At 70.3% G+C, this 18,276-nt stretch carries 20 protein-coding genes and 1 pseudogene; 11 read left to right on the forward strand and 10 right to left on the reverse strand.

What is annotated here, in order from left to right; translation table 11 throughout:
• The first annotated feature begins 55 nt into the window (after window positions 1–55).
• Complete coding sequence (locus ACIRS4_RS03545; RefSeq protein ID WP_404189314.1) at window positions 56–976, forward strand: AraC family transcriptional regulator; 921 nt, start codon at window positions 56–58, stop codon at window positions 974–976.
• 53 nt (window positions 977–1,029) lie between these two features.
• Here ACIRS4_RS03545 and ACIRS4_RS03550 read toward each other — a convergent pair whose 3' ends face one another.
• Window positions 1,030–1,755 (reverse strand): class I SAM-dependent methyltransferase, encoded by a 726-nt coding sequence (locus ACIRS4_RS03550; RefSeq protein ID WP_404189317.1) that lies wholly within the window; start codon window positions 1,753–1,755, stop codon window positions 1,030–1,032.
• 256 nt (window positions 1,756–2,011) lie between these two features.
• Between ACIRS4_RS03550 and ACIRS4_RS03555 the strand changes: the two genes are divergently transcribed.
• The 3 genes from ACIRS4_RS03555 (at window position 2,012) to ACIRS4_RS03565 (ending at window position 5,203) form a co-directional block, all read left to right on the forward strand.
• A complete protein-coding gene (locus ACIRS4_RS03555; RefSeq protein WP_404189319.1) occupies window positions 2,012–2,857 on the forward strand; it encodes a methyltransferase domain-containing protein in 846 nt (281 codons plus the stop codon).
• Window positions 2,858–3,149: 292 nt separating this feature from the next.
• Window positions 3,150–4,073, forward strand: a complete 924-nt coding sequence (locus ACIRS4_RS03560) for an ADP-ribosylglycohydrolase family protein (protein ID WP_404189322.1) — start codon at window positions 3,150–3,152, stop codon at window positions 4,071–4,073.
• Between the two features lie 143 nt (window positions 4,074–4,216).
• Entirely contained in the window at window positions 4,217–5,203 is a 987-nt protein-coding gene (locus ACIRS4_RS03565) for an oxidoreductase (protein WP_404189325.1), read from the forward strand.
• Between the two features lie 109 nt (window positions 5,204–5,312).
• On the opposite strand, the gene ACIRS4_RS03570 is transcribed toward ACIRS4_RS03565, so the two are convergent.
• Window positions 5,313–5,906, reverse strand: coding sequence for a hypothetical protein (locus tag ACIRS4_RS03570; RefSeq protein WP_404189328.1), 594 nt, complete (start codon window positions 5,904–5,906; stop codon window positions 5,313–5,315).
• Window positions 5,907–6,215: 309 nt separating this feature from the next.
• On the opposite strand from ACIRS4_RS03570, the gene ACIRS4_RS03575 reads away from it, so the two are divergent.
• Both ACIRS4_RS03575 and ACIRS4_RS03580 read left to right on the forward strand, forming a co-directional pair.
• Window positions 6,216–7,436, forward strand: a complete 1,221-nt coding sequence (locus ACIRS4_RS03575; protein ID WP_404189331.1) for a metallophosphoesterase — start codon at window positions 6,216–6,218, stop codon at window positions 7,434–7,436.
• Between the two features lie 190 nt (window positions 7,437–7,626).
• On the forward strand, window positions 7,627–8,178 hold the full coding sequence (locus tag ACIRS4_RS03580; RefSeq protein ID WP_404189335.1) for a snapalysin family zinc-dependent metalloprotease: 552 nt from the start codon (window positions 7,627–7,629) through the stop codon (window positions 8,176–8,178).
• A gap of 88 nt (window positions 8,179–8,266) precedes the next feature.
• Here ACIRS4_RS03580 and ACIRS4_RS03585 read toward each other — a convergent pair whose 3' ends face one another.
• Entirely contained in the window at window positions 8,267–8,803 is a 537-nt protein-coding gene (locus tag ACIRS4_RS03585) for a DedA family protein (RefSeq protein ID WP_404189338.1), read from the reverse strand.
• Window positions 8,804–9,286: 483 nt separating this feature from the next.
• Window positions 9,287–9,838: a MarR family winged helix-turn-helix transcriptional regulator gene (locus tag ACIRS4_RS03590; RefSeq protein WP_404189803.1), complete on the reverse strand. Its 552-nt coding sequence runs from the start codon at window positions 9,836–9,838 to the stop codon at window positions 9,287–9,289.
• 92 nt (window positions 9,839–9,930) lie between these two features.
• Here ACIRS4_RS03590 and ACIRS4_RS03595 point away from each other — a divergent pair, with 92 nt between their 5' ends.
• Window positions 9,931–10,650, forward strand: coding sequence for an SDR family NAD(P)-dependent oxidoreductase (locus ACIRS4_RS03595; RefSeq protein ID WP_404189341.1), 720 nt, complete (start codon window positions 9,931–9,933; stop codon window positions 10,648–10,650).
• Between the two features lie 127 nt (window positions 10,651–10,777).
• Here the strand turns inward: ACIRS4_RS03595 and ACIRS4_RS03600 are convergent, their stop codons facing one another.
• The gene (locus ACIRS4_RS03600; RefSeq protein WP_404189344.1) at window positions 10,778–10,963 is read right to left on the reverse strand and encodes a hypothetical protein; all 186 of its coding nucleotides are present in this window, start codon (window positions 10,961–10,963) and stop codon (window positions 10,778–10,780) included.
• 329 nt (window positions 10,964–11,292) lie between these two features.
• On the opposite strand from ACIRS4_RS03600, the pseudogene ACIRS4_RS03605 reads away from it, so the two are divergent.
• Window positions 11,293–12,001: pseudogene (locus ACIRS4_RS03605) on the forward strand (cation:dicarboxylate symporter family transporter); the annotation flags it as partial.
• Window positions 12,002–12,492: 491 nt separating this feature from the next.
• Here the strand turns inward: ACIRS4_RS03605 and ACIRS4_RS03610 are convergent.
• Together ACIRS4_RS03610 and ACIRS4_RS03615 are read right to left on the reverse strand one after the other, a co-directional pair.
• The gene (locus ACIRS4_RS03610) at window positions 12,493–13,386 is read right to left on the reverse strand and encodes a ketopantoate reductase family protein (protein WP_404189347.1); all 894 of its coding nucleotides are present in this window, start codon (window positions 13,384–13,386) and stop codon (window positions 12,493–12,495) included.
• Between the two features lie 269 nt (window positions 13,387–13,655).
• Complete coding sequence (locus tag ACIRS4_RS03615) at window positions 13,656–13,988, reverse strand: hypothetical protein (RefSeq protein WP_404189350.1); 333 nt, start codon at window positions 13,986–13,988, stop codon at window positions 13,656–13,658.
• 334 nt (window positions 13,989–14,322) lie between these two features.
• Here ACIRS4_RS03615 and ACIRS4_RS03620 point away from each other — a divergent pair, with 334 nt between their 5' ends.
• From ACIRS4_RS03620 to ACIRS4_RS03630, 3 genes are all read left to right on the forward strand, one after another.
• Entirely contained in the window at window positions 14,323–14,712 is a 390-nt protein-coding gene (locus ACIRS4_RS03620; RefSeq protein ID WP_404189353.1) for a hypothetical protein, read from the forward strand.
• 150 nt (window positions 14,713–14,862) lie between these two features.
• Window positions 14,863–15,447 carry a DinB family protein gene (locus ACIRS4_RS03625; protein ID WP_404189355.1) on the forward strand — a complete coding sequence of 195 codons (585 nt, stop codon included), beginning with the start codon at window positions 14,863–14,865 and terminating at the stop codon, window positions 15,445–15,447.
• A gap of 247 nt (window positions 15,448–15,694) precedes the next feature.
• Window positions 15,695–16,294, forward strand: coding sequence for a hypothetical protein (locus ACIRS4_RS03630; protein WP_404189358.1), 600 nt, complete (start codon window positions 15,695–15,697; stop codon window positions 16,292–16,294).
• Here ACIRS4_RS03630 and ACIRS4_RS03635 read toward each other — a convergent pair.
• Genes ACIRS4_RS03635 through ACIRS4_RS03645 form a run of 3 tightly spaced genes read right to left on the reverse strand, consistent with a single transcriptional unit; the run spans window position 16,215 to window position 17,979 of the window.
• Window positions 16,215–16,496 carry a DUF6247 family protein gene (locus tag ACIRS4_RS03635; RefSeq protein WP_404189806.1) on the reverse strand — a complete coding sequence of 94 codons (282 nt, stop codon included), beginning with the start codon at window positions 16,494–16,496 and terminating at the stop codon, window positions 16,215–16,217. The two genes, ACIRS4_RS03630 and ACIRS4_RS03635, sit on opposite strands and share 80 nt — an antisense overlap.
• A 50-nt stretch (window positions 16,497–16,546) precedes the next feature.
• A complete protein-coding gene (locus ACIRS4_RS03640) occupies window positions 16,547–17,389 on the reverse strand; it encodes an alpha/beta hydrolase (protein WP_404189361.1) in 843 nt (280 codons plus the stop codon).
• Window positions 17,386–17,979, reverse strand: coding sequence for a TetR/AcrR family transcriptional regulator (locus ACIRS4_RS03645; RefSeq protein ID WP_404189363.1), 594 nt, complete (start codon window positions 17,977–17,979; stop codon window positions 17,386–17,388). The genes ACIRS4_RS03640 and ACIRS4_RS03645 overlap by 4 nt, the downstream gene beginning before the upstream one ends.
• Window positions 17,980–18,276 lie beyond the last annotated feature (297 nt).

Genomic DNA, 18,276 nt, shown 5'->3' on the forward strand with positions numbered 1-18,276 from the left:
AGGCGAGATAGGCTGGAGACAGGCTATGGTGAATCGAGGACAATCGGAGAGCCTGATGCTTCCCGCGAACCCTGAGGACGGGACCGCTGCGCCCGAGGAGGGCCCGATCCTTCGGCTCGGCTTCAATCCGCCCGAGGAGCACGTCCCCGGTTTCGAGATCATCGACCTGGCGACCCTGCACGAGCGGCGCCGCCGCCGGCGCAGACGGCCCGACCTCGTGCACCGGGTCGACTTCCACACCCTCACCCTCGTCACCGAGGGCGAGGGAGAACACTCCGTCGACTTCGTGACCTATCCCTGCCGCCCCGGAACGCTGACCTGGATCCGCCCGGGCCAGGTGCAGAGTTTCACCCGGCCGGGCACCGCGAACGGCACGCATCTGCTGTTCACACCGGCCTTCCCGCCCCACACCAGCAGCGCCGACCGGCTGGTCGACGAGCGGTACGGCCCCTCCCACTGGCAACTGGACGCGCGCCCCGAGTACGCCGTACTGACCACGCTGCTGGGCCAGTTGCGGGCCGAGTACGCCCGCCCGCGGCAGACCGTGTCGGCGGAGATCCTCCAACTCCTGCTGGCCACCGTGCTGTTGCAGGTCGACCGGCTGCCCCGCCCGGACGGCGGCGGCGACCCGCAGGCCGGCGGCGAGGTGTACGCCCGTTTCCGCGCCGAGTTGGAACGCTCCTACGCCGCCACCCGCCGCGCCGCCGACTACGCCCACCGCCTCGGATACACCGTGAAGACCCTCACCCGTGCCTGCGCGGCCGCCACCGGACAGCCCGTCAAACATGTCATCGACGGCCGCGTCGCCCTGGAGGCCCAACGCCTGCTCGCCCACACGGACGAACCGGTGGCGGCCGTCGCCCGCCGCCTCGGCTTCCCCGAACCCACCAACTTCGGCAAGTTCTTCACCCGCCACACCGGCGTCACCCCGGGCGCCTTCCGCCTGACCCATCAGGGCGGTGGCGCGCGTTCCTAGCCCTCGCCGAGAGGGGCGGTGAGGCGGCCTCCGGAGCGATGCGTGAGCGTGGATCAAGGGCGTCGTGCGAGGAACACGAACTCCTTGCCCGGCCGGTCAGGCGCATCGCGGACCTCTTGCACCGAGAAGCCGTGAGCGATCAGATCAGACTCGACTTCCTCGCGCTCACGAAAGCGCAGGGTCGAGTCCGACGTCAGCACCTGCCCGTCCGCCTCGAAGACGTAGGTCCAGCGGAAGGTCACCAACTGCCCGCTCACCTCGATCAGTCGGATCCAGGTCTCGACCGGGCCGACGCCAGGAATCTCCGTCACCCGGTAGGAGTTCTCGTGGGTCCACTCCTCCCAGGCGCGTCTGGCCGGATCACGGGTCTCGAAGACGAGGCGCCCGCCCGGCCTCAGCGCTTCGTAAGCCCCCCGCAATGTTTCCCGCCAGACGCGCGGGTCGACGATGGCCTGGGCGACGTTGGCTGTCATCGTCGCGAGGTCGACCCGCAGGGGCGGGAGGCCGCTCGCGTCACCACAGATCCAGCGCACTCGCCCGGCGCCCGCCTTGGCCCGGGCGACGTCGACGGAGGCCTGGGCGGGGTCGACGCCGACGACCTCGATCCCGCGGTCGGCCAGGAGAAGGGCGAACACCCCTGTGCCGCAGCCGATGTCGAGAACGCGGCGCGCCCCGAAGTCTTCCGCCATTCGGAGGTAGGCATCGAGGTCGCCGCGGTCGGGGTCGAGGGGATCGTAGATCGCGGCGAGTCGTGGATGCCCGAAGCAGTCGTCAGCCATGCGGCTCTCTCAACTCTCATGCGGTAGATGGGGCTTCACCCATGCTTGTAGTCTCACGACATGGCATTCATGAGCACCCCGCACTGCTGCTTCCTCTGATCGGGAGACGCTGAGGGCGAGGCCGGACGGCGTCGCCCTCCCCGGCGTGCCTGGCGCATGAGCCATGTCCCCACCGCTTGTCGCTTCCTGCGGCAGTGACGGTCCGAGCGCACACGCAGGCACGGTCCCCTTCCTTCATCCTTGCCAGGAGTGCCTCGTGCCAGTCTCACTTCCCCCTGCCCTGGAACTCTCCCTCGACCTGCTGCGCTGCCCGACGTGCCGCACACGCCGGCTGCACCCCGATCGAGGCGCACTGCGCTGCCCGGTGGGCCACACCTTCGACATCGCCCGCCACGGCTACGCCGGACTGCTGACGGGTGCCCGCGCCACCAGCGGCGACGATGCGGCCATGGTCCAGGCCCGCTGCCGGTTCCTGTCGACCGGCGCCTACGCCCCCATCCGCCGGGTCGGGGCCCGCCTGGCGGCCGACGCCACGGGAGAGCGGGCCACGGTGGTGGACGTGGGCTGCGGCACGGGCTACTACCTGGCCGGCGTCCTCGACCGGCTGCCCGGCGCCCGCGGTCTGGGCCTGGACACATCGGCGGGCGCACTGCGCTCGGCCGCCCGGGCCCACGACCGAGCGGCCGCCGCGGCCTGGGACGTCTTCCGCCCCTTCCCGCTGGCCGACGCGGTGGCCGACGTCGTGCTGAACGTGTTCGCTCCGCGCAACCCGGCCGAGTTCCACCGCGTACTGCGCCCGACCGGCCGGCTGATCGTGGTCCGCCCCACCGATCGTCACCTGGCCGAACTGCGCGGCCGGCTACCCGCGACGGTCACGATCGACCCGGCCAAGGAACAGCGCCTGCACCGGACCCTGGACCCCTACTTCGAGGCCGCCGTCACCGAACAGGTGGAGTACGCCGCGACCTTGACCGGGCGGGATGCCCTGAACCTGGTCGAGATGACACCGAACGCACGCCATGTGAGCGCCGACCTCAACGGCACCGTCCTGCCCGATCAGGTCACCATCTCCGTGCTGGCCACCGCCTACCAGCCGCGGTGACCGGGGGCAGGTTCTCGCGCGCTCGGTTACGTCACGAAGCCCGGCGACGGTTCGGGCTAAGGGCTGTCCCGTGGTCCCTGGTGGATCAGCGTGCGGCGTCAGGTGCGGTGCATCGCAACGCGGAGGGACATCCGCATACTGGATGTATGCGGACGTTCCGACAACGCGGCGAGGTGCCGTAGCTGTCGTCGCACGCACGCCAGGGATCACGGGACAGCCCTTAGGCCATGCCCTGAGCTGCCCGCTGGTCCTGGCCGAGGAGCCGCCGACACGGCACGGATAGCCTGCGAGGATGGAGCGGATACAGCGGGCTGCCGGCGCGGTCGTCGGCGCAGCGGTGGGCGACGCCCTGGGCGCGCCCTTCGAGTTCGGTCCCCAGGGAGCGTTCACCGCACGGTTTCCCGCGCCCGGCGCCGGTGGCGAGATGTGCGGAGGCGGTGGCTGGGACGCCGGCGAGGCGACGGACGACACGCAGATGGCCGTCCTGGTCGCGGAGTCGCTGCTGGAGCGGGGCGGGCTGGATCTGCCGGACATCTTCGCCCGCTTCCAGCGGTGGGCGACATCAGACCCGAAGGACATCGGCCTGCAGACCGAGGACGTCCTGACCAACGGCATGTCCTGGGACCTCGCCGCCGCGATTCATTTCCAGGTCAACCAACGAGCAGCGGGAAACGGCTCCTTGATGCGGGCATCGACCTCCGCGGTCCACTTCGCGCCCGCCGGCCAGGAAGCCACCATGAACGCGGCCCGGCGCATCGCCGCCCTCACCCACGGCGATCGCGCGGCCTGGGAGGGCACCGCGATCTTCCACGAACTCATCCGCGTCACCTTCGCGGACACCGACCCCCTCGCCGCGCTCCCCGAGGTCCTGGCTCTTGTCCACCCCGACCACCGCGGCCGATACAGCAAGGTCCTCGAACCCGACTGGCACCCCGATCAGGCGACCGAGTTCAACGGTGCCGTCTGGCCCTGTCTGGGCTCCGCCGTCTGGGCGCTGCGCACCACCAACAGCTTCGAAGACGCGATACGCGCGGCGATCGACCTCGGCGGTGACACGGACACCGTCGCCGCGGTGACCGGAGGCCTCGCGGGGGCGTACTACGGGCTGGACGCAATCCCCGCCCGCTGGACCCAGCCGCTCCATGTCCCCCTCCCGGGATTCGACGGACGGGTGCTGCGCCTGGCGGATCTGCTCCACCTCGCGCGCCGCCTCTGAGACTGAACACGGTACTGCGGTATCGCCGACGGCAAGCGGTTCAGGGACGGAAGTGGCCGGTGCCGTGCCGGGTCTGACGGCTGACCGTCTGCTGTCAGCGAATCCGTCTGGCCGGGCGGGGATTGCGGTGCTTGTGTGTCGGGATGGAGATCCTGGTTCTGGGCGGAACGGCATGGGTGGCCCGAGAGTTGTCGCGGCAGGCGATCGAACGCGGCCATCGGGTGACCTGCCTCGCGCGAGGCGAGAGCGGAGAGGTCGCGGACGGAGCGACACTGGCCGCCGCCGACCGGCGCGACCCGTCGGCGTACGCGCCCCTGCTCGACCGGGTGTGGGACGCGGTCGTCGAGGTGTCATGGCAGCCCGGCTTCGTTCGAGGAGCGCTCGACGCGCTGGGCGACAAGGCCGGGCACTGGGTGTACGTCTCGTCCGGCAACGCCTACGCCTCCCACGCCACGCCGGGAACAGACGAGTCCGCGGCCCTGCTCGCCCCGACCGACCGAAGCGAGGTCGACCGCGAGTTGTACGGCGAGGCGAAGGTCGCCTGCGAGCAGGCGTCGACGGCCGCTGTCGGCGACCGCCTCCTCATCGCACGCGCCGGGCTCATCGGCGGCCCGGGCGATCACAGCGGGCGCACCGGCTACTGGGTCGCCCGCGCCGCACGCGATCCGCGAGGGCCGATGCTGGTCCCCGACACACCGGCCGCGCCCACCCAGGTGGTCGACGTGCGGGACCTCACCTCCTGGCTGCTCGACTCCGCCGAGACGGGAACCACCGGCACATTCAACGCCGTCGGTCCGGTCGTTCCGTTCGAGGAGTGGATCGAACTGTCCCGCGCCGCCGGCGGGCACACCGGGCCGGTGATCGCCGCCGACTCGGCGTGGCTGCTCGCCAACGGCGTGGTTCAGTACATGGGGTCCGAATCGCTGGCGATGTGGCTGGTCGAGCCGGGCTGGGAAGGATGGTCGGCCCGAGACGGATCCGCGGCGCGCGCCGCGGGGCTCCGTCACCGGCCCCCGGCAGAGATGCTGGCCGACACCCTGCGCTGGGAACGCGAGCAGGGTCTGCTCCGGGAAAGGCGCGCGGGCCTCAGCGCACAGCGCGAGCGCCAGTTGCTCGACGCCCTCGGCTGACGGCACGGGGCCTACACACGCGAGCGATCGCCGGTCGCCTACCGTTCCGGCCACGCGATCTGGACCGCGCCACCGACCGCTTCGGCGTCCAGTCGGGCCATAGAGATGATCACTGCTCCGGGCACGGAGCCACTGGAGAGCCGTCAGCGACTCCGCCGGCGCCTCCTTGAGTACCCAGGGAACGAGCGAAGTCCGCGAGTGTGTGGAAGTCGTTCTCCCGTAGACCGACCCGAGGGTTGACGTGGTACAGAATCCCGGCCCCTCGATGGTGGGCGGTCACGTACGTCTGATCCAGCTCGCTCTGTTCGTCGTCCACCCAGGCGAAAGGACGGCCGCCCGCGTAGTCCACCAGCGGACCGGTCTTCCAGTGAACTCCGTCAGGGCGTTCTCGCAGCAAGACGTCACCGAAGTCGACGAAGGACAGTTCCGGAAGGCCGAGCACCGGTGCGATCCACCGGTTGGCGTCGTCCATCCATGTGGTGGCCCAGCACAGCTCGAAGCCGAGCCGGAGCAGGGATCGTCCGTGCTCCGGGTTGAGCCAGACCCGCAGGGGACGTCGCCGGGACGACAACCCCCTGTCCCCCTCATCGGCGCCGCCCCAGGGAACTCGGAGTGTGGTGTAGCCGTCGGGCCGCCTCTCCGGCTTGGCCGCATACGGGTTGAGCGGCCCGTCCACGTCGAGGAAGAGCAGTGGTCGGTTCACGGTTTCCCCCGGTCTGGCGCACTGTCGACCGCCCCGGTCAGCGTAGCCGCAGGAATCGCCCTGTCATTGGGCCGACCTGAGCAAATGATCATGACGTGGCGACCGTGATCACGGCATCGGGACCGTCCTGGATGCCCCCGTTCCCCGGGCTGAGCCCGCGCTGCTGCGCGACGGAGCGGATGTGGTTCACTGGGGTCGGCCGCGGAGTCGTTGATCTTAAGGAGGCCGCTCCCGTGAACGCCGGTCCGGCCGGCTCGAAGGCGACCGGATACAGTGCGCGAGACGGCAGCACGGGCCGGGAGGGGAAACGTGACCGACACCAGCGACACCCGGCCCGCCGAGGGTGAGACGCAAGCGCCGCGGCCGAGCCGCCTGCACCGCCTGATGCGTTACCTCCCCCTCATCGCCCCCGTCCTGCTGTGGGCCGTGCCCTGCTGGGTGCTCCTGCACGCCGGCCAGCACTGGCCGCTGCCCCTCACGCTGGCCGGCACCGCCCTGTTCGTCCTCGGCCTCATCGGTATGCCGCTCGCGATGGCACGCGGCCACGGCCGGCGCCAGCAGGACCGGGCGGCGATCATCGGTGACACACTCCTGGGCACCAGCTGGATCCTGTTCACCTGGTCCGTTCTGTTCGGCGTCCTGTTGCGGCTCGCCCTGACCATGGCCGGCGTCGGCGAGAGCCAGGACCGCGCCCGGATCGTCACCTGGGCCGTCCTCGGCACAACCGCCGTACTGCTCGGCTGGGGGTACGCCGAGGCCCGCCGTGTGCCGCGCGTGCGCCGACTCGACGTGCGACTCCCGCGGCTGGGCGCGGGGTTGGACGGGACCCGTGTCGTCCTCATCACCGACACCCACTACGGCCCGCTCGATCGCGCTCGCTGGTCGGCGAGGGTGTGCGAGACCGTGAACGCTCTGGAAGCCGATCTGGTCTGCCACACCGGCGACATCGCGGACGGCACGGCCGAGCGCCGCCGTGCGCAGGCCACCCCTCTCGGCACCGTGCGGGCCACCCGGGCCCGGGTGTACGTCACCGGCAACCACGAGTACTACAGCGAGGCGCAAGGCTGGGTCGACCTGATGGACGAGCTGGGCTGGGAGCCGCTGCGCAATCGCCATCTGCTGCTCGAACGCGGCGGCGACACCCTCGTGGTCGCCGGCGTGGACGACGTCACCGCCGAGTCCTCCGGCCTGGCGGGCCACCGCGCCCATCTCGCCGGGGCGTTGAACGGCGCCGACCCCGACCTGCCCGTCCTGCTCCTGGCACACCAGCCCAAGTTCGTCGACCGGGCGGCAGCCGCCGGCGTCGACCTCCAGCTCTCCGGCCATACCCACGGCGGTCAGATCTGGCCCTTCCACCACCTGGTCCGCATCGACCAGCCGGCCCTCGCCGGCCTCAGCCGCCACGGCGCCCGCACCCTCCTCTACACCAGCCGCGGCACCGGCTTCTGGGGCCCGCCGTTCCGCGTCTTCGCCCCCAGCGAGATCACCCTGCTCGTGCTCCGATCCCCGTACCCGGCCACCTCGCCGTAGCACCGCACGGGACGACACATCCCGTACGAGAGGAACGGCTCGTCGCCGGCCACCACGCGGGGACGTCGCCGTGCCCTGCAAGGCGAAGGTCATCTACCGGCCATTTCCTCGAATCAACCGGCCTGAAGTCGCGTTGAGGACCACACCCGGCGTCTCTAGCCTCCTGTGACAATCGAATGGAGGCATTTCCATGGCCCGAACTGTGAACCTGTTGTCGACGATGGTCCTGGCGTCCGGTGCCCTGCTGGGTGTCAGTACTCCTGCAGGCGCGGCCGACCCCGCCCCTGAGGTCATCCCGATCGACCTCATGCTGGCCGGCTCCTACACGGACGCGGCGCGCGAGGCGATCGAGATCTGGAACACGGCCGTCCCGTCGATCAAGTTCGTCGAGCAGGACACTCCGGCGCCGCTGCGGGTCATGGAGTACAAGACGGCCAAGGGAGTCCAGTCCCACGTCAACATCAAGGGCGCGGGGCGGGGTTGGGTGTACCTCGAAGTCGGGGACGCCCAGTTGTACAAGCCCTCTCGCATCGTCGTCCATGAGCTGGGCCACATCCTGTCGCTTCCCGACCTGGGTCCGGGCAGCCCCTGTTCCAAGGTGATGTCGGGCGCCTGGGGCGGATCGGACTGCGTCAACACCCAGCCCGACGCCGCGGAGAAGGCCGCCGTCAGGGACTTCTTCGCCGCCAACGACGTCGGCGACCGAGTCCCTTGGTGGGCGTCGGCGATCGCTGCGCGGTAGGGCGAGTCGTCGTCAGGCCTCCGGCGTGGGACGGAGGCCTCCCGCCACCGCCGCGGCCGGGTTTCGGCCGTGCCTGCCGGGTGCGCCCTCACTCGTACGCGGAGAGCGGCCGTGGGGAGCGGCGGCGCTTCCACGTCCAGGTGGCCGCGCCTGCGACGGCGAGGACGCCGGCTGCGACGAGGAGGACGGGGCCGCCGAGCGAGAGCGCCCGTCGGGCGGTGGGCGTCGTGGCGTATCCGGCACCGGCCTCGACAGTGGCCCACAGACCCGCGGCCGTGGCGCTGTACGGGGCGATCCGGCGGTACGGCAGGCCGGTGGCGCCGGCGAAGTGCGGGGCGAGGGTGCGGACCACGGGCACGAAGCGGGTGAAGAAGACCGCCCGGCCGCCGTGACGGACCATCACCGACTCGGCCCGGTGCCAGGCGGCGCCGGGAATGCGGCGCCCCACGGCACCGGTGCGCAGCCGGCTCCCGAGAAGCCAGGGCGTGGGCCAGGGCCCTGCCGCTCGGGGCGACAGCCCCGGTGGTCCGCACAACCGGGTACAAGCCGCCCTCCTCGCCCGGGACGCCGGACTCACCACCTGACCGCCGGCGGCCGGACACTTGCCTCGGATCGCCGGACCCACCCGAGCCCGTTTCCGCGCCCACGATCGGCCGGTCGTAAAGCGCCGCCATGGCCCGCGCCGATGCGGTGACGCGCTCCCGAAGCTCCCGAAGCTCCGGCGGCGCGAGCACTGCCGCCTCCGGGCCCAGTCGCAGCAACTCCGCCTCCGCGTGTGCGAGGCTCTCGACGGAGACGACCGTCCGGCGCCAGCCGCCGGATTCCAGATCTCCCCCGTTTCAGCCGCCGAGCATCGCCTGCGCGGCGACGTCCTTGAGACGGGCGGTGCCGACCGGCGAGTTGCTCATCTCCGCCAGGCCGAAGCGCGCGGCGCCGGGCGGCGGGATGCGAACCCCGCGAGTACCTGGCCTTTCTCGGCCTCGCCGCGGTCTTGGTGCTGCTACAAGCACCGCGTCCGCCTCGCCACGTGGGACACGGTCTCAGCCGGCCCGGAGGACAACTGCCGCCCAGTACAAGGAGAACCTGGCTCTGTCCGAGGGGTCGGGTTTCACTCCTCGCCGACTTGGGAGATGCGGTCGTCGCCGAGCCGGCGCTGGACGTCCTGGAGCAGGATCCGCAGCAGCTCGGTGAGTTGGTGCTGCTGCTCGCCCGTCAGGCCACCGATCAGCTCGGCCTCCCGGCCCAGGACCTGGTCGACGGTGATCTCGATCAGGTCATGCCCCGCCTGGGTCAGGGAGATCAGGACCGTGCGCGGCCGCCCTTCCCCGGGCCGGCGGGTGACGAGCCCGTCGCTCTCGGCGCGGGCGACGCGCTGGGAGATGGCGCCCGCGGTGACCAGTGAGCGCCGGCTGAGTTCACGGGTGCTCAGCGTGTACGGATCGCCGCTCCGCCGCAGAACACTCAGGAGGTCGAGGGTCGCGGCGTCGACCCCGGCACGGGTGAGGACGCGCCGCCGGTCGTCGCCGAGGAGCTTCGCCAGCCGCCAGATGGGCGTGACGATCCCGATCGACTCGACGGGTGTGCCCGGCCGCTCGCGCTCCCAGGCGGCCGCGATGTCCTGCACGGGGTACGTGGACGCACCGTCCGTCGGGTAGCTCATGCCCTTGGGCGTGAGGGGTTCACTTGCCATGCCGACCTTCTCCCGTGTTACGTTTAGACCTAAATTTAGGCCTGAATATTGGAGCTCATCCTATGTCACGCACCATCCTGGTCACCGGCGGCGGCACGGGCATCGGCCGCGCCATCGCCCGCCACTTCGCCGAGCAGAACGACAACGTCATCGTCACCGGCCGTCGCCCCGGCCCCATCGACGAACTCGCTGCCGAAACCGGCGTCCGTCCCCTGGTCTGCGACCACACCGACCCGGAGGCCCTCCTGCGGCTCGTGGCCGAACTCCCCGACCACATCGACGTACTGGTCAACAACGCGGGCGGCAACATCGTCTTCGACGCCGACGGCAAGACCGATCTCGCGTCCTACGCCCGCGACTTCCGCGCCAACCTCGACGCCAACCTCGTCAGCGCCGCCCTCACCACCAGGGCCCTCGACGACCGCCTAGCCCCGGGTGGCGCGGTGGTACACCTCGGCTCCATCGCCGCCGACCAGGGAGCCGACTCGTACGGCGCTTCCAAGGCGGGCCTCGCCACCTGGAACTTGAGTCTCGCCGACAGTCTCGGCCCCCGCGACATCACCGCCAACGTGGTCTCGCCCGGCTACATCGCCGACACCGAGTTCTTCCGCGACCACCTCTCCGACGAACGCCGAGACACCCTGATCGCCGCCACCGCCACCGGCCGTCCCGGCAGCCCGGCCGACGTCGCCGGTGCGGTCGCCTTCCTCGCCTCTCCGGCGGCCCGCCACATCACGGGCCAGGTCATCAATGTCAACGGTGGCGCCCGCAAGACCCGTTAGCCGTACCGCCCGGCGGTAGCGGGTACGTGGAACTGCGCGCGGGACTACGCAAGAAGCGGCCAGCGCCGTCGACTGCGCCCGGACGTCGCGTCTGCGGCATGTCGCCGTACGTCGGTCAAGGCTTCTGTCACCATCCGGTGGGCCGGCGTCGGCACCGCGCGCACGCGCGGGTCGAGGTGCAGTCCCCCTGTGCGGCGCTTCCCTCACGAAACCGTGCCACCACCGCGGCCCGCTCCGCCAGGGCGGGCTGCTGGTCCTGGCCCTCGTGCGCCTCTTCGTCGGGCATGTGCACGGTCCGGTCCAGGGTCTGCATCGCCCGCGGTCCCGCCTCTTCGATGCGTCGCAGTGTCGCTACCGCCCGGCGTGCGTCCGTCGCTCCCACCATCTGGCCCGTCTGCGCCTGGGTGGCATTCCGCTGAGCTCGTGGGCCACGAAGTCGTGCAGTCCCGGGCCGCGCTAGGCGTTGGGCGCGCATGGCCGTCGCTACGGCAACGACCCGCTTCCGGTCGAACGCGCGCAGGTACCGGCCGGTCCCCAGGGCAGCGATCGTCACCAATGCGCAGATGACCGCGGTCGCCCTGTACGCCGTCCACAACGCACTGGTACCGCTCACGCCGGAATCCACCACGGTGCGCATGCTCCGTCCTGGTCGTCCTCGGCACGGTCATGCGCGTCAACGGCCTGCGCCTGCTGCCCTTCCTCCGCCACATCAGGGAAGAACTGCTGATCGTCCTGGGCACCTCGTCCAGCGAACCGGTGCTGCCGCGCATGATGGCCAAACTCCAGCACGCGGGCGCCGCCAAGCCGGTCGTCGGCATCACGCTGCCCGCCGGGTACTCCTTCAACCTTGACGGCACCGCCATCTACCTGACCATGGGCTCGGTCTTCCTCGCCCAGGCCCTCGGCATCGACCTTGCGCCTCACCCAGCAGCTGTCGATGCTCGCCGTCATGCTGCTCACCTCCAAGGGCGCCGCCGGCGTCACCGGGTCCGGCTTCATCGCTCTGTCCGCCACCCTCAGCGCCGTTCCGCACGTCCCCGTCGCCGCCCTGGCGCTCATCTTCGGCATCGACCGCGTCATGTCCGAGGCCCGCGCCCTGACCAGCGTGGTCGGCAACGGCGTCGCCACCCTGGTGGTGGCCAAGTGGGAGGGGAAACTCGACGAGCAGCGCGCCAGGGCGGTCCTGAACGGCGAGATCCCGTACAGCTCGGCTCCCGAGGCCGACCATGCCCTCGACGCGCAGACCGATCCCCTGCCGGATGCCGAACCCGCGCCCGGCGCGAAACCCGGGGACGTGGAGGACCTCGCCTCGAAGGCAGCGCCGGCGGGCCATGGCCCTGTGCCCAGCGTCGCTGACGCCCCGCGCACACAGCCGGTCCGGAGTCTGTGCTCCCGGGCCGGCCCCCTTCGCGCCATCAGGAGCACCCGCGCTCCTGGCCGCGCGCTGGGGGCCAGCGTCGTCGGTGGCGGACACGCCGACTTCCGGGCCGCGCACTCCGCCCGACAGGAGGGAGCCCGAGTCCTCGTGATGGACAAGGCCTCACGGCGATATCCCGGTGACAACACCTGCTTCACCGCCTACGTCATGCGCACGAGCCACAGCGGACTGGCCGACTTTCTTTTCGAACGACATGGTCCGGGTGACGCGCGGGCGCACGGACTCCGACCTCGCACGGATCCTGGTCGGCGAGTCCCGCGCGGCGATGGCCTGGCTGCGCGACCTGGGCGGGCGATGCGAACCGAGGTACCACCGGCGGGCGCTCGCCCCTGCCGTCGTCCGATTTGAGAGACGACGAGTGCCCCACGCGAATGCGCCACTGAGCGCCGAGGCGGACCGCCCCGTCAGGCCGCCCGCTTTGCGGACTGTGCCACCTCGGCGACCAGCCGGGTGGTGGCCGGCATGGCGATGCCTTGGGCGACTCCGGCGCGCAGGACGGCTCCGCCGATGGCGTCGAGTTCGAGCGGACGGCCTGCCTCGGCGTCGCGCTGCATCGAGGACCTCATCTCCCCGGGGACGCGGTCGAAGAAGGAGAGCAGCCCCTCGGCGGTCACCGGCGCGCCGGCGGTGCGGGCTACGGCCGCGATCTCGTCGAGGACGGTGAGCAGTTCGGGCCGGTGCCGATCACGGACGGCACCGATATCGGCCTGGTGGCGGGTGGTCAGCAGAGCGAACGGGGCGAGGAAGGCCAGCTTGTCCCAGAGCATCACGCCCTCGTCCTCGCGTACGGTCACCCGCAGACCGGCCTGCCGCAGAAGCTCCACGAAGTCGTCCAAGGGGGCGGCGAGTTCGAGGTCGGCGAACGGGCTGGTGTGGGCGATGCGGCCGGGTGCCGTGCGGGTGGCCTCGACCCGAATGGTGCCCGCGACGACCCGGGCAGACGGGAAGCGCTCGCGGAGCACGGCGAGATGGTCGAGGCCGTTGAGCAGCGGGATCACGGCCGCCGTACCGAGTACCTGGGCCGGGATCCGGTCGAGCGCCTCGGCGAGCGCGGTCTGCTTGACTGTCACGAAGACGGCGTCCACCGGCTCGCGCAACTCGGTGTCCGACTCCACCTCGGCGGTGAACTCCCCGTACTGTTTGCTGTCGACGCGTAGCCCGTCCTGGCGCAGCACGGCGACGGTCTGTTCGCCCGCCAGGCAGAGGACGCGGTGTCCGGCACGGGCGAGCAGCCCGCCGACCAGGCCGCCGACGCCGCCCGGGCCGAGAACCGCCACGGTCGTCCTGCTTGTGCTCATGTGTGCTCCTGTCCGGGAAACCGATGAGTGGAGCGTCGGGCGGCCGGGCCCGTTGCCGGTCGCGACAGCGGGCGGGTTGCCGCCCTGGGCCCGAAACGATGATCAAACCTGGCGCCATGCAGGTCAATCCTCGGCTTTGCTGGAACACACCTCAGGCTGAGCTTGGATTCCCGGCCACTTGGCTGTTCTCCGTGTCTTTGATGCGGTTCTGCCGAACCGGTTCGCTCAGCGGTGCCGCCCGTGACACCAAGCGCGAGGCGGTGCCATGATCACAGGTCCCGGAGAATGTCCTGGATCCGGCCGTTGCCCTCCTCCCAGCCGGCGCCGCCCTGCTCCAGCAGCATGATCCGGCGAATCTGCTCAGGCGTCAGACCACGGTCGTGGAGTGCGAAGACCTGCTCGCGCCAGGCGACCGACGTGGCCCCGCCATCGATGTTCCAGTGCGCCTTCAGCGCCCGTTCAGCGAGTTGGTGTGCCTGGACCAGAGCGGCATCGGCGCGCGCGAGGCTCTCCCGCGAAGCACGCTGGGCCTGTGCCATCGCCTGGTCGGACTTGCGCAGGCTGAGGTAGGCGATGGCCACGGCGATGAGGTTGCCGGCCATGCCCACGCTCAGCGATATGACGTCCGACGCATGCACTCCCCCACCCCCGCCTGGCGTGACCGACCGCTGTGGAAAGCGCTACCCGCCGATGTCGGGCATCAACCCGTGCGGTCTACCGTACTTCCGAGTCCGGAAGCAATGCTCCGTTCGCCAACTCGACCGCTCACTCGCCAACTTACGCGCTCAGTCACAGTGTGCCGAGGCTCGTCAGTCGTCACCGACGGCACCGGACAGCCTGCGATGGAACCGGGTCGAAGCAGCCGGACTTTCACCAGGGGGCGCTGCAGTTGTCACACGCGTTCGATCACCGGTCTTCCTGTCACCGGGTCGCAGCATGACTCGCGACGACCTCATTGCCATGCTCCGCGAACAGACCCCGGCATGCGGGCCTGCACATGACGCCTTGATCGCCGGGGCTGACGTCGTCGTCTGGGACGGCCTGGTCCCCGCCGATCGCCACGCGGGCGTCTTGCGCCGGCGAATGCGGCACTCCTTGAAGCGTGGCCACACGATCGATGGCCTGGCCGGCAGCGTCGACGTCCTGTTGCAAGCCGGGGAAGAGCCGCTTGGTACCGGATTCATCGACGCGGTGGACAGGTCATCCTGGTTCATGATCTTCCTGAACTCGACGGCGACAGCAGTGGTGGCCTGCTGCGGCGGACGCCGACCCACCGCCGTCGAGTCGGCCGACACCCCCGACCCCGGCGCCCAACCTTGCAGGTGACAACAGAAAGTTGTCTCGCGTGGCAAGTTTCGCGAGCTTCTTATAACCGCTCAGGGCTCGGTGACCATGGCCGGACCTCGGCCTGCCAATCGTCGCGGACCACGTAGAGGATCTTGAGGCCACGAGCAGCCCATGGCAGGCTGACGCCGCATGATCGATGAATTCGCGAAGGACAACCTGCACGGGAGACTGCGGCGAGACCGCAAGGCGCTGCTCTGGAAGCTCGAGGGCCTGTCCGAATACGACGCCCGCCGACCTTTGACGGCGACCGGGACCAACCTCCTCGGCCTGGTCAAACACGTGGCCAGCGTCGAGGCCAGGTACTTCGGCGAGGTCTTCGACCGCCCTTCCCCGGAACCGTTGCCCCGGTGGCAGGACCACGATGGCAGCGATCTGTGGGCGACCGAGGACGAGACCCGCGATCAGATCATCGAGTCCTACCGGCGCACGTGGCAGCACTCGGACGCGACGATCAACGAGCTTCCCCTCGACGCCCCTGGCCATGTGCCATGGTGGCCGGAGCCCCGCCCCAACACGAACCTTTTCGCCGTCATCGTCCACGTCCTCGGCGAGACCAACCGGCATGCCGGGCACGCCGACATCCTGCGCGAAGGCGTCGACGGCCGAACCGGGATGCGCCCCGAGTATGAGGTGCAGATCGATGAGGAAGCCCGCGTCGCCTACCGCGCGAGGATCGAGCAGGCTGCCAGATCAGCCGCATCAGTCGAGGCATAGAAGGCTGCGCCGCGTGACTTGATGTTCGGCATGATGCCGGGCGTGAGTGCTGATCTGTCGAGCGTCTGGTTCCTGATGAACCTTGGGATTTGACCGACGCCCCGCTGGGCGACGAGTCGTACGACTACCGGGCCGTTGGCGGCGCACCAACAGGAACCACTCATGAACGTGTTGCGGGCTGTAAACCGACAAGCGCCCAAAGGGCGGGGCGTGAGAGGGTGCGGTTGGATCCGGGACAGGGGGAAATGTGGGGCTGATCTACGGCTACGACATCTATCTGCGTCCTCGGAATGTCGCCAGGGCGTTGGCCGATCTGGCCGAGCTGGCGCCACCGGCCCGTGCCCTGCAGCCGCTTGAGATCACCCTGCCCGGCGGTGACCGGCTCGTCCTCCCGTTCACGTCCTCTTTCAAGAGCGAGCCGGTCGACTGTTCGACGAGCAGCACGCTCGAGCTCGACATGTCCCTCATGTTCGACCTCGATGACGCACTGAGCGAGTACGCGCAGACGAGCGGCCCTGAACCCGAGTCGGACGGGCGCATCCAGATCGGGTACATCTACGCGACGATCCGGTTCGAGTCCCTTTTGCACCCTGGCTACACGTCGGTGGAGTGCTGGGCGGCGACCTCGGGGATGAGCCGCTTGTTTGCGCGGTCGGCCAACATCAGGAAAGTGTTCACCGATCTCACCGCCGACAGCGGAGGAGTGTGCTGCCTGTTCGACACTGGCGACGGCGCTCCCGAGCAAGTGTGCTGGCTCAACGGTGAACCTACCCAGGACACAGTCTCCGGTCCCCGCTTTCCAGATCGGCGAGCGCTTGTGGCGACTTGGTCCGACTCCGAGAAGTGAGCACCGGCGCTCCCTCTCTGGGACAAGATCGTGGTACGAGCCACACGTCGACGGCCGGGGTCGCGGCGAGGCGCAGCCGCCAGGTCCGGACGACGTCGTGCAGGGGCGTGAGGCTGTAGCTGTGGCGGGAGTCCTCCAGGGCCTTCGCCCGGTCCCGCTCGAAGGCCGGCACCCAGGTGTCAGCACCGCGGTCGGCACGCACCTGTTCCTTCAACCGCCTCCGGCGGCGGAGTTGAACAGGCCATGTGCGATTCAGATCGAGTCCCGGAGGGTCTTCCGCAGGAGCTCGCCGAACTCTGTGGAGTGCGTGGTCAGTCCGATGTGCCCGCCGGGGAAGTGCAGGAGCTCCGTGCGGAGACGCTCGGCCAGGAATGCCGCCGAGCAATAGGGCAGCTCACCCCGTGAGTCCTGGCCACCGGTGATCACGAGCCGGTCCGACAGCTCCTCCAGCCGGCGGACGTCCGGCGTGTAGGACATGAAGCTGGGCACGATCCGCCCGACGAAGTACGGAAGGTTGGCCATCGTCCGCTCGGCCCTCGCCGCTGCCGGGGGTGGAAGCTTGAGCGCGGACTTCGGCTCGGTGGTGTCGCCGTCCTTGTTCAGTCCCTCAGCGAACACGGCCATCGCCGGCATGAGCCCTTGGGTGTGGAGCGTGTCCTGCACGTGTGCGATGAGTGCGCGGTGTTCAGCCGCGTCCGGCAGGACCTCCACCACTGGCGGCTCGTGCGCCACAACGCGTGCGATGCGTTCGGGGTGGGCGGTGAGCAGGTGCAGGGCGGCGATCGCGCCCGAACCGGAGCCGAACACTCGGGCGGGCCGACCGGGCGACAGCAGCTCCAGCATCCGGAACGCGTCATCGGCGTGCTCGGCCACTTGCTGCTCGGCGTCGGGGTCGTCCAGCGTGCTGCGGGACATGCCGCGCGGGTCGTAGGTCGCGACTGTGCACTCGGCGGCCAGCTCGTCGGCGATGCCGTCGAAGGATGCCGCGCCGCCCGTCCCTCCGGGGATCAGCAGCACGAGCGGGCCGCGGCCTCGCACTTCGTAGTACAAGGTCGCGCCGTTCACACGCAGGCTGCCGATGGTCGGGGCGGTCATGAGGAGTCTCCTTCTCGGGACGGGGGCCAGTGCTCCAGGAGGGTGTGCAGGGCGTCGAGCGCGCGGATCCAGGACTGCTGCGGCGAACGCTCGTGCGCGAAGCCGCCCGCCGCTTCCAGGGCGACGAACCCGTGGAACGTGCTGCGCAGCAACCGGACCGCGTCGGTCAGATCCGGCTCGGCCAGTCCGTACCCGCGCAGCACGCCGTAGGAAAGCTCGACCGCACGCCGTGGCCCGGGCGCTTTCGCGGTCAGCTCGGGGGTGATCCGGATCGGGGTCTGCGTTGCCATGTAGCGGCCCGGACACTGGTGGGCGTACTCCCGCCAGGCATTCCCGAAGGCGACGAGCGCGTCCTTGCCGGCTCGCCCGGCGGTCGCCTCCGCGATGCGGATGGTCTTCTCGTCCGCAGCCAGCAGGGCGATCCGCCCGCGCAGATCCTCCAGGCTGCGGACGTGCGTGTAGAGGCTCGCATCCTTCACGCCCAACCGCCGGGCCACCTGCGACATGGTCACCTGGTCGAGCCCGACATCGTCCGCCAGCTCTGCGCCCGCGATCGTCACCCGCTCCGCTGTCAGCCCGGCCCGCACCATGAACCCTCCTGGAATCCTAGGACCCCTAGTTTTAACCTAGGGGTCCTAGGAAAGCAATCGAGGGCGCGATGCACAAGGGCGTCCGCGGGATCACGGACTGCCGGCAGTTCCCTGGCCCGGCGGGCTCATCGCCGTGGACGGCGATGCCGGGCTCGCCCTCGGGACGGTGGCCGCCGTCGCGGAGGATCGCCCGGACAGTCGTGATGACGTGCGTGCCGCCTCACACGGGCCGTCCGCCACCAGGCGGCGTGCGGCGGACAGCAGGGCCTCGCTCATCCATCGGAGGACGTGCCGGTC

The sequence above is a fragment of the Streptomyces sp. NPDC101166 genome, assembly GCF_044768125.1.
Classification (GTDB): domain Bacteria; phylum Actinomycetota; class Actinomycetes; order Streptomycetales; family Streptomycetaceae; genus Streptomyces.

Bases quoted from the DNA above. Each gene is read 5' to 3' on its own strand.
- ACIRS4_RS03545 (WP_404189314.1), top strand. From the start codon at position 56: ATGCTTCCCGCGAACCCTGAGGACGGGACCGCTGCGCCCGAGGAGGGC.
- ACIRS4_RS03620 (WP_404189353.1), top strand. From the start codon at position 14,323: ATGACTCGCGACGACCTCATTGCCATGCTCCGCGAACAGACCCCGGCA.
- ACIRS4_RS03595 (WP_404189341.1), top strand. From the start codon at position 9,931: ATGTCACGCACCATCCTGGTCACCGGCGGCGGCACGGGCATCGGCCGC.
- ACIRS4_RS03590 (WP_404189803.1), bottom strand. From the start codon at position 9,838: ATGAGCTACCCGACGGACGGTGCGTCCACGTACCCCGTGCAGGACATC.
- ACIRS4_RS03560 (WP_404189322.1), top strand. From the start codon at position 3,150: ATGGAGCGGATACAGCGGGCTGCCGGCGCGGTCGTCGGCGCAGCGGTG.
- ACIRS4_RS03600 (WP_404189344.1), bottom strand. From the start codon at position 10,963: ATGCAGACCCTGGACCGGACCGTGCACATGCCCGACGAAGAGGCGCAC.
- ACIRS4_RS03625 (WP_404189355.1), top strand. From the start codon at position 14,863: ATGATCGATGAATTCGCGAAGGACAACCTGCACGGGAGACTGCGGCGA.
- ACIRS4_RS03550 (WP_404189317.1), bottom strand. From the start codon at position 1,755: ATGGCTGACGACTGCTTCGGGCATCCACGACTCGCCGCGATCTACGAT.
- ACIRS4_RS03615 (WP_404189350.1), bottom strand. From the start codon at position 13,988: ATGGCCGGCAACCTCATCGCCGTGGCCATCGCCTACCTCAGCCTGCGC.
- ACIRS4_RS03640 (WP_404189361.1), bottom strand. From the start codon at position 17,389: ATGACCGCCCCGACCATCGGCAGCCTGCGTGTGAACGGCGCGACCTTG.
- ACIRS4_RS03645 (WP_404189363.1), bottom strand. From the start codon at position 17,979: ATGGTGCGGGCCGGGCTGACAGCGGAGCGGGTGACGATCGCGGGCGCA.
- ACIRS4_RS03610 (WP_404189347.1), bottom strand. From the start codon at position 13,386: ATGAGCACAAGCAGGACGACCGTGGCGGTTCTCGGCCCGGGCGGCGTC.
- ACIRS4_RS03580 (WP_404189335.1), top strand. From the start codon at position 7,627: ATGGCCCGAACTGTGAACCTGTTGTCGACGATGGTCCTGGCGTCCGGT.
- ACIRS4_RS03565 (WP_404189325.1), top strand. From the start codon at position 4,217: ATGGAGATCCTGGTTCTGGGCGGAACGGCATGGGTGGCCCGAGAGTTG.